Source organism: Trinickia fusca (genome assembly GCF_003628145.1).
Lineage (GTDB): Bacteria > Pseudomonadota > Gammaproteobacteria > Burkholderiales > Burkholderiaceae > Trinickia > Trinickia fusca.
In genome coordinates this window covers 111,052-122,400 of record NZ_RBZV01000013.1, presented here as the reverse complement: position 1 = coordinate 122,400, position 11,349 = coordinate 111,052, and the positions used below count along the sequence as shown (strand labels likewise).

The 11,349-nt window shown below is 63.9% G+C and carries 12 protein-coding genes; 6 read left to right on the top strand and 6 right to left on the bottom strand.

Features of this window, described 5'->3' with window-relative positions; genetic code table 11:
* Nucleotides 1-267, bottom strand: a 267-nt coding sequence (locus D7S89_RS27575) for a hypothetical protein (protein ID WP_183085317.1), incomplete at its 3' end; no start/stop codon positions are given.
* Here D7S89_RS27575 and D7S89_RS23020 point away from each other — a divergent pair.
* The gene (locus D7S89_RS23020; protein ID WP_220702195.1) at nucleotides 260-1,477 is read left to right on the top strand and encodes a putative Ig domain-containing protein; all 1,218 of its coding nucleotides are present in this window, start codon (nucleotides 260-262) and stop codon (nucleotides 1,475-1,477) included. The genes D7S89_RS27575 and D7S89_RS23020 overlap by 8 nt on opposite strands.
* A gap of 149 nt (nucleotides 1,478-1,626) precedes the next feature.
* On the opposite strand, the gene D7S89_RS23015 is transcribed toward D7S89_RS23020, so the two are convergent.
* Nucleotides 1,627-3,822: an NHL repeat-containing protein gene (locus tag D7S89_RS23015; RefSeq protein WP_121281200.1), complete on the bottom strand. Its 2,196-nt coding sequence runs from the start codon at nucleotides 3,820-3,822 to the stop codon at nucleotides 1,627-1,629.
* Nucleotides 3,823-4,128: 306 nt separating this feature from the next.
* Here D7S89_RS23015 and D7S89_RS23010 point away from each other — a divergent pair, with 306 nt between their 5' ends.
* Nucleotides 4,129-5,280, top strand: coding sequence for an acyltransferase family protein (locus D7S89_RS23010; RefSeq protein ID WP_121281182.1), 1,152 nt, complete (start codon nucleotides 4,129-4,131; stop codon nucleotides 5,278-5,280).
* Nucleotides 5,281-5,433: 153 nt separating this feature from the next.
* Complete coding sequence (locus D7S89_RS23005; RefSeq protein WP_121281181.1) at nucleotides 5,434-6,510, top strand: glycosyltransferase family 4 protein; 1,077 nt, start codon at nucleotides 5,434-5,436, stop codon at nucleotides 6,508-6,510.
* 24 nt (nucleotides 6,511-6,534) lie between these two features.
* Here the strand turns inward: D7S89_RS23005 and D7S89_RS23000 are convergent, their stop codons facing one another.
* The 4 genes from D7S89_RS23000 to flgA all read right to left on the bottom strand — a co-directional run bounded on the left by D7S89_RS23000 (nucleotide 6,535) and on the right by flgA (nucleotide 9,343).
* Nucleotides 6,535-6,927 carry a VOC family protein gene (locus D7S89_RS23000; RefSeq protein WP_121281199.1) on the bottom strand — a complete coding sequence of 131 codons (393 nt, stop codon included), beginning with the start codon at nucleotides 6,925-6,927 and terminating at the stop codon, nucleotides 6,535-6,537.
* 232 nt (nucleotides 6,928-7,159) lie between these two features.
* Nucleotides 7,160-7,600, bottom strand: a complete 441-nt coding sequence (locus D7S89_RS22995) for a flagella synthesis protein FlgN (RefSeq protein ID WP_121281180.1) — start codon at nucleotides 7,598-7,600, stop codon at nucleotides 7,160-7,162.
* Between the two features lie 94 nt (nucleotides 7,601-7,694).
* Nucleotides 7,695-8,042, bottom strand: coding sequence for a flagellar biosynthesis anti-sigma factor FlgM (flgM, locus tag D7S89_RS22990; protein ID WP_121281179.1), 348 nt, complete (start codon nucleotides 8,040-8,042; stop codon nucleotides 7,695-7,697).
* Between the two features lie 143 nt (nucleotides 8,043-8,185).
* A complete protein-coding gene (flgA, locus tag D7S89_RS22985) occupies nucleotides 8,186-9,343 on the bottom strand; it encodes a flagellar basal body P-ring formation chaperone FlgA (RefSeq protein WP_425470884.1) in 1,158 nt (385 codons plus the stop codon).
* 217 nt (nucleotides 9,344-9,560) lie between these two features.
* Between flgA and flgB the strand changes: the two genes are divergently transcribed.
* The 3 genes from flgB (at nucleotide 9,561) to D7S89_RS22970 (ending at nucleotide 11,321) form a co-directional block, all read left to right on the top strand.
* Complete coding sequence (flgB, locus tag D7S89_RS22980) at nucleotides 9,561-10,070, top strand: flagellar basal body rod protein FlgB (RefSeq protein WP_121281177.1); 510 nt, start codon at nucleotides 9,561-9,563, stop codon at nucleotides 10,068-10,070.
* A gap of 76 nt (nucleotides 10,071-10,146) precedes the next feature.
* Nucleotides 10,147-10,569, top strand: coding sequence for a flagellar basal body rod protein FlgC (gene flgC / locus D7S89_RS22975; protein WP_245983155.1), 423 nt, complete (start codon nucleotides 10,147-10,149; stop codon nucleotides 10,567-10,569).
* A gap of 11 nt (nucleotides 10,570-10,580) precedes the next feature.
* Nucleotides 10,581-11,321, top strand: a complete 741-nt coding sequence (locus D7S89_RS22970; protein ID WP_121281175.1) for a flagellar hook assembly protein FlgD — start codon at nucleotides 10,581-10,583, stop codon at nucleotides 11,319-11,321.
* The last annotated feature ends 28 nt before the right edge of the window (nucleotides 11,322-11,349 follow it).

Sequence of the window (11,349 nt, the reverse complement as noted above, 5' to 3'; positions counted from 1 at the left end):
GGTGACGATTCCGCCGGTAACGCCAGTGGTCATTCCCCCGGTGACGATCCCGCCGGTAACGCCAGTGGTCATCCCCCCGGTGACGATTCCGCCGGTGACGCCAGTGGTCGTTCCCCCGGTGACGATTCCGCCGATAACGCCAGTGGTCATTCCTCCGGTGACGATTCCGCCGATAACACCGGTGGTTATCCCTCCGGTGACGATTCCGCCGATAACGCCGGTGGTCATTCCTCCGGTGACGATTCCGCCGATAACACCGGTGACCATCCATCCGGTGACACCGGTGACGCCTCCGTCACCGGCGGACGCGTCGCACCAAGCGCCGAGCGCGGGCCATCCGATTTACCAGATGACGTCGCTAGGCCGGCAGTGGGCCTATACGTTGCCGACCGGCCTGTTCTCGACGCCGGTCACGGGCGACACGCTGACCTACGCCGCAACGTTGGCGGACGGCTCTGCGTTGCCGGCGTGGCTTCGTTTCGATCAGGCCAAGCAGGCGTTCAGCGGCACGCCGGATGGCAAGACGCCCAACTCGATGGAAATCAAGATCACCGCCACCAACAAGGGCGGGCTCTCATCGAGCACGACGCTCACGCTTCAGACGGAGCCGAACGTTTTCGAGGTCGGTACGTTCCAGACCGTTTCGGCACCTGCGGGACAGGCATCGATCTTCGAAAGCGGCACGTTCGCGAAACTGACGGCCGGCAATGAGGATCATGCACTGCTAGTCACGGGGGCATTCGACTCGGCCACGCTCGGCAACGGCAACAACTCGGTGATTCTCGCCGGTTCGTCGAACACGCTGACTGCTGGAAACGGCAACAACGCCGTCACGGCAACGGACAGCTCGGCCACCGTCAAACTGGGCGACGGCAACAACACGATCGTCACGGAGGGCTCCGCCAATGTGACGGTCGGGGCTGGCCGCAACTCGATCAAGGCGACGGGCAGCTTCACGACGTTGAACCTCGGCGACGGCAACAACACGATCGTCGCGGTGGGCGGCTCTGCCAACGTGACGGTGGGAGCCGGCAGCAACACGATCAAGGCGACGGGCAGCTTCACGACATTGAACCTCGGCGACGGCACCGATGCCGCCACCTTGGGCAATTCGTTTGCGAACGTGAAGGTCGGGCACGGCACCTACGACCTGGAGTTCGCTTCAGGCTTCGGGTCCAAGCTGGCTTTCGGCGCGGACGCGACCTCCGATCGTTTGTGGTTCCAGCATGTCGGCAGCGACCTGCGGATCGGCGTGCTTGGATCGGCGGAGAACGTGACGGTGAAGAACTGGTACGCAAGCAATCCGGAGCATGTGAGCCAGATCGTTGCCGGCGACGGCAAGGCGCTGTCGGACTTTGACGTGGAGAAGCTCGTGCAGGCGATGGCGGCGTTTGCTCCGCCGGCAGCCGGGCAGGCGGCGCTGACTGCGAACGAGCAGAAGGCGTTGCAGCCGGCGCTGGCGGCGAACTGGCGCTAAGCGACACCGAGCGGTAGGCCTTGCCGCCCCTGACGCTGGGGGCGGCGAGGCCCGCGTAGGCTGCGCTGCGTCGATCAGACCTGCGCAGCCTTCACGATCTCGGCCGACGATCTTATCGTCGCCCGTCGCGAACTGCATCGAAGACATCTTTATTGCGGCCGCCACCGATACATCAGCACCTTCCCGCGCGCGTCTTCCTCGACGAACACGATGTACTCGCCGTTCTTGCGCAGATGCGCATTGATGCCGTTGGTCACGTCGACCCAGCCCGATGCGTGCCCGACCTCCGGCCCGGGTTCGATGACGCCGAGCTCGGCGCCCGTGGCGTTGTCGTAGACATGCACGGTGCCCGTCACCTCAGCAGCGAAAATGTACCGGCCCTCGACGGTGAGGCTGGCGAGCAGGTGCAGCGGCCTATTGGACGAGTCCCACGGCAGGGTAATCGCATAGCGTTTGACGGGTGTGCCGCTCGACCATGCGTCGTACCGCACGAGCACACGCCCGACTTCCTTCGATACACCCGGCTGGCGGCCCGCGTCGTTCGTATAGCCGGTCACATAGAGCGAATCCGTTTGCGGCATGTAGATCGCGCGACGCACATGGGAGAACGGCTCTGGCATGGGAGACACCGTCGCGTTCGCGAACGAGTAAATCGGATTGCCTGCGCGGTCGAGCCCGCCGAAGTGAAGGCGAAGGATGCCGCTGGTGTCGCTCGTCCTCCAGATGTCGCCGTTCGTATCGACCCACCAGCCCAGACCGCCCACGATCTTCACCGCCGTCGTGTCGCTCTCGAACTCGTCCGCATCGAATTGCCCATTGCCGTTCGCATCGCGCCAGATCCAGTTACCGTTCGGTGGGCGATTGGGAATCTTGTCCACCGGCCGGTAGTGGCCCGCGATCAGACCCGAGGGAATGGCCGTTTCGCCATCGCGCGTTTCATTGAACCGATAGATCTTCAGGTGGTCCGCATACATATCGGTCAGATACAAGAACGTATGACCGGCAAGCCTGCGCGCGACAGGCATGCCCGGCCATCCATCGAGGTTGAACACCGGGTCTTGCGGATACTTGAAGCGATTCGACAAGAAGCCGACGTACTTCCATTCCTGTCCCGGCGGCTTCGACCAATCGAGCTCGAACCGCTTATTGCCGGTGAAAACGCTGTCGGGTCTGCCGGGATCGATGCAGGCGCCATCCACGAACAACAGTCCGTCCACCTCCCAGCGCAAATCGCCGTTCGGCGCATAGCTTTGCAGGACGGCCCCCAGGCCCGCGCCCGTGCCCAGCAAACGTGGGCCGATGCCGTTCGTCGCCACGTACACGTTGCCGGCGGCGTCCGTGCCGACACCCGTCAGCCCATTGAAGCGCCCCGGGCGCGGATGGCCGATCTCGGAGGCTTTGCCCCCGAAAATGCCTCCGCGTTGCCCGAGCGTCGCGGTAAGCGCGTAGCGTCCGTGTCCGTTGGCGTCGCTGAAGATCAGTATCTGTTGCCGGGGGCCGTTGTCCGCGATCAGGATGCGATTGTCCTTATCGACCGTGATATCGACGGCAACCGAATCGGGCGGCAACGGCAGTGCATCCTCGAGCCTGTGCCCCTCGATCGAATAGTGTTCGGCCCGAGGTGCCTGGCCGGTCAACGTATCGGCGAGCACCCACAGCGTGCCGTCGCGAGCAAGCGCGATACGGCCAGGCTCGTGTACGGGCCACTGTGTCTTCGGCTTCATCGTCTCGGCGTCGAACACGTCGATCTCGTCGTGCGAAGTGTTCGACGCGTAGAGCGTCGTTTCGCTTGCGGCGAGCCCGCCGATCTCTGCGGGTGTGCCGACGCTTACCTCATTGACGGTCAGAAAGCTCGCCGCAGCGCGTGAATGCGCCTGGATCGCCATGGACTGGAACGGGACGCTCGGTTTCAAGTTCCCGATCGCGCGGCGCGAAATGCCGAACCATTGCTGCCCCTTCGCGGGCCAGAGTCCTTCCCCAACGAGGCGACCCTTCTCGTTACCGACCTGCACCGCGAGGAACGCATAACGGCGATTGATGGCAATGGCGTTGCCGCCGTGGTTGCCCCAACCATGAGTGTCCCCGGCGATATCGAGCCGTTTGCCGTTTTGGTAGACGCTCGCTTCGGCGCCGGCCTCGTCCCACGGCGCATCGGTATACACCTTCCCGTCAGGCGCAACGGCGATCGCGGTGATGTCGATCTGCGTCCAATTGCCGTCACCGAAACCGAACGTGTTGCCGATCCATGAGGTCGTTACCGGCAATAGCCTTTCGGCTGCCGCGTGGGCGCCTAGGCAACTGGAGGTCATCGCCGCGATGAGCGCGACACGAAATAGGGGGCGCATGGAGTCTGCCTTCGACAAAGCTACCTGAACGGAGTGCTTGCTGCGGTAGGTTCGAATGTATCAATCAACCCATTCGCTTGGCATCTTTCAAAAAATAAAAATATAAACAAGGTGAACTTGCCCCTCATTCCCCCCGACCGGTCGGCAGCTTGTTGCTGCGGATCGGCATTTTTTATTGAATTTGTTTTTCTCCACAATCGGACCGGAACCGATGGCATTTCACGATCGGTCATTTCTCGCGTTGATCGGCTTTTTGCATCAATGGATATGGGGCCATTTCAGCGCAATTGACGGCGAGGAGGAGAGATGAATCACGGGGCACGTTATGAACAACTTGATGCGTTACGCGGACTCGCCGCGCTCACCGTCGTCCTTTCGCATTTCACATTGCTTACTCCGTTACTAATCTTGCGTCACACGCCACTCCGGGTCTTATTGGGCGGCCATGAGGCAGTCGTTCTCTTCTTCGTGTTGAGCGGGTTTGTGCTGACGCTGCAAATTAATGGGGCGGGCAAGCCCGGTTACTACGAATATGCCATTCGGCGTATTTGCCGCATCTATCTGCCGTATCTGGGCGCAATCGCCGTCGCTTATGCGTGCTTCCTGTTCAGTAACGGCGGCGAGGTGGGCTGGGCTGGGCCGTGGTTCAACGCCAGCTGGCCGCCGGCGCTATCCAATGCCGATCTGGCCAGGCATCTGATGTTCCTTCTTCCTTTCAAGACGGACCAGTTGGACAACGTTGTCTGGTCGCTCGTCTATGAAATGCGTATCTCGCTCGTTTTTATGCCAATCGTACTGGCCGTCTACCGCATGCCGACCTGGCTATCGCTCGTTGGCGCGGCTTCGCTGTCGCTCGCTCTGTGCGCCTATGCGGTGCACACAGATCATCCACTCATTCAAGCTAGTGTTTCGGCTGAATGGCTACCCACGGGACATTACTTGTCGATGTTCGTGGTCGGGGCGGCGCTGGCGAAACATCGCAGTGCGTTGTCGTCCCATCTGGGCCGGGCGCCGAGGGCAACGCGCATCGGGATCGTCTTGGCCGCGAGCTCGTTTGCCCTGTACGTCAGTTCGGCGTCACTTCGCTTTCACTTTCGCGAACCCCTCAGTGGCTATCTGATCGACTGGTGCGTGTTGCTAGCGGTGAGCGGAATCATTGCCTGCGCGGTCGCGCTTGTCCCGTTTGCACGGCTTTTGCTGATTCCTCCGTTGCCGTTCCTGGGAAAGATTTCATACAGCTTGTACCTGTTCCACTGCGTCGTTCTGCTTTCCGTCGTCCACCTCACCGGTGTCCGGATGGGACCCACGCTATCGCTGATCCTTGCTGCCGTGTTGATCGTGCCCGTGAGCTACGTTGGCTACGTTTGCTTCGAGCGCCCCGGCATCCGTCTCGGTAGCCACCTCGGGCGCAAATTTTCGACTCAACGCGTGCTTGCAGACGCGGTCGCCAGGAATTGAGCTGTCAAGTGCAATCAGTGGAGTCGCGGCTGCCGCAGATCGAATCCGTCACGCACGAGATGAGCCACCACGCTATGGCGCGGAGGGTCGTGATCCCGAGCGGCACGGGCAGGCGCGATGACGTCCCCGTCCAACCGACTTGAGGAAAGCCCCATGAAAATCGTTCATCTTGCCAATCATGCGAAAGTGATCGGTAACGGCATCGTCAACATGATGGTCGACCTGGCCTGCATGCAGGCTCGTGCCGGCCACGAAGTCACGGTAGCGTCATCGGGAGGGGGCTTTGAGACGCTGCTCGCGCGTGAAGGTGTGCGGCATATATCCCTTCCGCAATCGCCGAAGCTCCAACGGTTGCCGGCGATGTTGGCCGGATTCAGGCGTTTGATTGCGCAATGCAATCCCGACATCGTGCACGCGCACATGATGACCGGTACGCTGCTCGCGCGCTTCGGCACCCTGCGGCGGCACTATGCGGTGGTCACGACCGTGCATAACGAATTTCAGAAGAGCGCGAGACTGATGGGCTTCGGCGACTGCGTGGTAGCGGTCACGGAGGCCGTGGCGGCGTCGATGGAGCGGCGCGGCGTGCCGAAAGCGCGTCTGCGCACGGTGCGCAATGGCACCATCGGCACGCCTCGCTTGGCACCGGCCCCAAGCCCGCAGTCGCCCGAACTCGACCACCCCAACATCGTGACGGTGGCGGGCATGTCTGAGCGCAAGGGCATCGCCGACATCTTGCGTGCATTCGCGCTGCTCCGCGAGAGGATGCCTGAGGCAACGCTCTATCTCGTCGGCGATGGCCCGGACCGTGCGGCGTTCGAGTCGCTGGCGCGAGAGCTTGGCTCACCCGAACGCATCCACTTCACGGGGTTCGAGGCCGATCCGCGCAGCTATCTCGCACAGGCCGACGTGTTCGTGCTGGCTTCACACCGGGAACCCGGGGGCCTCGTGCTCAGCGAGGCACGCGAGGCGGGGTGTGCAATCGTGGCGACCCGCGTCGATGGCAATCCGGAAATGCTCGACGGTGGCGACGCCGGGCTGCTCGTGCCGCCGAGCGACCCGAAAGCGCTTGCCGACGCAATCGGACTGCTGCTGACCGATAAGGCTACGCATGCAGCATTTCGTGCAAAAGCGCGAGCCAACCTCGAGTCATTTCATGTACAGCGTGTGTGTAAGGGATACCTCTCGATTTACCAGCAGGTACACCATGGTTTGCAGCCGAGCCGGTAGCGATGGCCTGAGCGTGGCCACGCGTCAGCGCCCATCGTCTTCCGCGAAATTCAATTCGATGCCATTACCAGCCGGATCGGTGAAGAAGAGCTGCGATTGCCGTGTGCGGGGCACGTCGGCGCGTTCGTAGCGGATGCCGAGCTGGCGCAGATGCGTTTCGAATTGCTCGCGTCCCGTGCAGGTGAGTGCGACGTGATCGAACGTGCCGCCCGCATGCGCGACGCGCTGCTCATGCGGGCCGGCTTCCGTCAAATGCAGGATGTCTTTTTCACCGATGTAGAGCCAGTAGCCGAAGCTCTCGAACGGCGGCCGGGGGCCTGGCTGCAAGCCGACCACGTCGACGTAGAAGTCGCGCAAGGTGTCCAGCAGCGCGCGCGGGGCACGCAGGTTGAAGTGGTTGAATCCGGTCGCCGACATGAGCATGTTCCTTGGGCGGATGGCGCCGATACGGCTTGGGGCGCAAATGCCGACGATCTTATCGCCGCTCGCCGCGAGCGGCATCGGCGCAGAGCCTCGCGGCGGCTGGTGTTTCGTCGAAGATGGAACGGCTGCGCGTGTTGTGGGTAGGCGGCAAACGACCGCGAGCCGGCGGACGGCCGGCTCATTCGCCCCGCGCTAAGTACGGCGGGGCGCATGCGAGATCAGGTGGTCAAGCGGCGGCGATGCGCCCGTCCGGGCCGTACACGCCCGAAGCCGCATGGCCCGGGGCGCCGCGCAGAATCGCGAGAGCCTTCTCGTTGTAATTCATGCGCACGCGGATCATGAGGCCGTTCGTGGAGTTGGCGCGATGCGCGCGATCCACCGCGCCCTGCAGCAGTTGCCACTGCTGTGCAAGGCGCGAGTCGTCGGCGATGGCGAGTTCCATGCCCTTCCCGCCGCTCGGCAACCCCATCTCGCGCAACTGCGTATCGCGGATTTTATCGAGCGAGGCGAGCTTGTCGATGAACTCGGTCTTCTTCTCGACGATGCCAGGCAGCGTCTCGAGCGGCGAAACGGCCGCGAGCGCCTTCTGTTCGTAGACAAGCAGGGACGCGAACGCTTCGAGCGTCGCGTGTTCTTCGACCACAGTGGCCAGCAGAGCGTCTTTCATTGTGTTCGCCATACAAACGTCAGCGGAAGCGCTCGCGCATCACGCGCGGGCGCGGGACAACGGACCGCCCGACGGCATATGGCGAGCGCGTCGCTCAGCTGCCGGACGAGTTCTTCTGCAACAGCTCGCGGGCCGTTGCGAGGATGCCGTCCGCAATCTTGCCGGCATCGATGGACAACGAGCCGTTGCGAATGGCAGCCTTGATCGACTCGACGTGCGCCACGTCGATGTCGGCCGAGCCGGAGGCGGCCAGCGAGCGCATTTGCGCCGACAGCGCAGACAGGTTGACACTGGCGTCGCCGCCGTTTTGGCCTGCCGTGCTCGGCGCGGGTGCGCCCGATGCGCCGGTGGACGCGGCCGCCGTGCTGCCCGCCCCTTGGCGAGCGCCCTGTACGCCGCCCTTGGGCGTCGACAGGTTGGAATTGGAGGAATCGACTTTCACGATTGGCTTCCTGAACGTTTCTGCTTGAGTGTTTAACGGCACCCATGAAACGAACTTTAGCGCAATCGGAGTTTCACCGTCTGGCCGCTCTGCCTTACGGGACAAGACCCGGGACGTTTTGCGGCTTTCCCGCTTACCCTTTGTTACATCTGAATCTCTACCGTCGAGCCGTCCTTGACCGTTCCCGAGATGATCTGTCCCCCAGATGTTTTCACGCGAACTTGCTGGCCTGGCGAGGCGTTGTTCATGACGCTGCCTTCGGAACTGATCGTGAAACCTTGGCCGACGGCGACGACGCGCACGGTCTGGCCGATCGTGACCGACGTCGCGCTCTTGAGCATGTCCTGGCGCAGGAGCATGCCCGAGCCGATGCGTGCGAGCGCCACGGCGCCGACGGCTTGCGACGGATCGGTGATGACCGCCTGCGGCAGGTTCGCGAGGTCGCCCTCGCGCGGGGTGAGGTCTTCTGCCGTCAGCAAGATTCCCGGCTCGATCTGGCGGGCGGCCAGGTAGTAGGTCGCGACGAGCGCCACGCGCGCCTGTAAATAGATCGTCCACGGATGTTCGCCGGCGCAGCGCACGCCGACCGTGGTGCGCCCACGCAGCCGGGCGTTGGGCGGCATGAACGGCGAGAGCGTCGAGCAGGCGGCGAGCCCGCGCGGAAATGCTGGAGCGACCGTCACGCTGATCTTGCCGGGCAGGCCGACGGTCTGTTGCTGCAGGAAGGCAAGCGCGGCACGGCGAATCGACTCGCCGTCCTGCTGGCCGGCCGGCACGGGCTGGGCCGCCTGCGCAGGCTGGACCGGCTGAGCTGGTTGAGCGCTCTGGACCGGCTGGGCAGCCGCGGGGCGGGCCGGAGCGGGGGCGCTGCGTGTGGCTTGCGGCGCGAACGAGACGCCAGCGGGCGGCTCGACGGAAATCGGCTGGGCGGCGCGGGCAGGGCGGGGGGGCTGTGTGACGACGACGGGCATCGCGCCGTTGTTGCCTTGCGCGGCACGCGCTTCGCCTGGGCCCGGAATCGTGATCATGCCGTTCGCCGATTCAGCGGACGCGGCAGCCACGCCGGCGCTTGGGGCCGAATTGGCGGCATTCGGCGCGGCGCGCTCCCCGGGGCCCGGGATGTAGATCTGACCGGCGCTCGCCTGGGCCTGCGCACGCGGCGCGGCCAGGCCGAACGCCAGAAGCGCGACGGCAAGCACGGTGCCGGCCACGCGCGCGCCGCGGGGCCCGCGAGCGCGCCGCGGCCCACCAACGCGCTCAGCGGCGCGGCGGGCGGAAACGGGGGCGGCGGACACGGACATCGGCTTCTCCAGCGAAGGGACTGCGGGACAGACTGCATTACGCCATCGCATTCTAGAAGCCGCGCCGGGCTCGCAAGCGTCGAATAGAGGCCCGCTTTCCCGGTTATTCATTCGATTGCCTCTTGCGCTGCGCCCCTAAGATTCGTGTCATGCAAAAAGGTCTTCTCGGCGAGCCTGCCGGGTGGCCGTCCATCGCTTGGCAACGGAGAAACGCTCGATGCTGGACAAACTCGATGCCGAATTCGCCTTTGGCCGTGAGGCGCTCGATGTACGCGCTCATCGGCAGGAGCTGCTGTCGTCGAACATCGCGAACGCCGATACGCCCGGCTATCGGGCGCGTGACGTCGACTTCGCGTCGTCGCTGGCCGGCGCGCTGAAAAAGGCTGGCGGCACGCCGGCCATGCGGACCGCCACGGGCACCTCGAACTCGGCGCCGCTCGCGATGGCGCAGCCGGCGGGCGTCACCTCCGGCATGCAGATGGCTTCGACCGAGTCGGGTCACATGGCCGGCAAGACGACCTTGACACCGACGGGCGGCCCTTCGAAGGACTACGGCGATCTGCAGTACCGCGTTCCGACGCAGCCGGCCCTCGACGGCAACACGGTCGACCTCGATACCGAGCGTGTGCAGTTCGCCGACAACGCGCTGCACTACGAATCCGGCATGACGGTGCTCACCCAGCAGATCAAGTCGATGCTGGCGGCGATCACGTCGGGTAGTAGTTGATGCGACAAGGGTTCGGCGTGGGGTGCCACGCTACGGGGTCAATCGAAAGCGTTAATCGAAAAGGGCAGTAAAAGCCATGTCATTGATGAACATCTTCAACGTCGCGGGATCGGCGCTGTCGGCCGAGTCCCAGCGGCTCAACGTGACGGCGTCGAACCTCGCCAACGCGGACAGCGTGACGGGCCCGGACGGCCAGCCGTACCGCGCCAAGCAGGTCGTGTTCGGGGTCAAGCCGCTCGGCGGCGCGCGCTCCGAAAGCGGCCAGCAAGTGGGCGGCGTGCAGGTGACCAAGGTCATCGACGATCCGACCCCGATGAAAACCACCTACGACCCGAGCAACCCGAAGGCGAATTCGGACGGCTACGTGACGATGCCCAACGTCGACCCGGTCGAGGAAATGGTGAACATGATCTCGGCCTCGCGTTCGTATCAGGCGAACGTCGAGACGCTGAACACCGCCAAGAACCTGATGTTGAAAACCCTGACGATCGGCACCTGAGGAGAAACTTCGTGACGACCAATACGACCATCGGCAGCGCCGGGACCGTTTCCCAGCAGTTGCTGAACACGATGAACGGCACGTCCTCGACGAGCGGCTCGGGCAGCAGCTCCTCGACGAGCGGCACGTCCTCGACAACGGGCAGCAACTCCTCGACCAGCCTGCAGCAGACCTTCCTGCAACTGCTCGTCACGCAGCTGCAAAACCAGGACCCGACGAACCCGATGGACAGCTCGCAGATGACCTCGCAGCTGGCCCAGATCAACACCGTCACGGGCATCAGCCAGCTCAACACGACGCTGACGTCGCTGGCTTCGCAGCTGTCGGCGGGCCAGAACGCGCAGGCTTCGCTGCTGATCGGCCAGAACGTGCTCGTGCCGGGCTCCACCGCGACCGTCGCGAGCGGCGCTTCGCCGGGCTTCGGCGTGCAAGTGGCGTCGAACGTCTCGGATCTGACGGTTACGATCAAGAACGCTGGCGGTCAGGTCGTCAACACGGTCGATCTCGGCGCGCAGCAGGCCGGCATGGTGCCGGTCAGCTGGAAGCCGGTCGATTCGTCGGGCAACACGCTGCCCGACGGCACCTACACGATTTCGGCAGTCGGCCGGAGCGGCACCGGCTCCACCACCGCGGAAACCACGCTGACGGGCGGACAAGTGCAGAGCGTCGTTCAGCAGAGCGGCGGTGCAACCGGCCTGCTGCTCCAGAACGGCAGCACGGTGAACATGTCGAGCGTCGTCGCGATTCTCTAATTTCTCTTTCTCCAAAGAACATCGAAGG

Bases quoted from the DNA above. Each gene is read 5' to 3' on its own strand.
- D7S89_RS23015 (WP_121281200.1), bottom strand. From the start codon at position 3,822: ATGCGCCCCCTATTTCGTGTCGCGCTCATCGCGGCGATGACCTCCAGT.
- D7S89_RS23010 (WP_121281182.1), top strand. From the start codon at position 4,129: ATGAATCACGGGGCACGTTATGAACAACTTGATGCGTTACGCGGACTC.
- D7S89_RS23005 (WP_121281181.1), top strand. From the start codon at position 5,434: ATGAAAATCGTTCATCTTGCCAATCATGCGAAAGTGATCGGTAACGGC.
- D7S89_RS23000 (WP_121281199.1), bottom strand. From the start codon at position 6,927: ATGTCGGCGACCGGATTCAACCACTTCAACCTGCGTGCCCCGCGCGCG.
- D7S89_RS22995 (WP_121281180.1), bottom strand. From the start codon at position 7,600: ATGAAAGACGCTCTGCTGGCCACTGTGGTCGAAGAACACGCGACGCTC.
- flgA (WP_425470884.1), bottom strand. From the start codon at position 9,343: ATGTCCGTGTCCGCCGCCCCCGTTTCCGCCCGCCGCGCCGCTGAGCGC.
- flgB (WP_121281177.1), top strand. From the start codon at position 9,561: ATGCTGGACAAACTCGATGCCGAATTCGCCTTTGGCCGTGAGGCGCTC.
- flgC (WP_245983155.1), top strand. From the start codon at position 10,147: ATGTCATTGATGAACATCTTCAACGTCGCGGGATCGGCGCTGTCGGCC.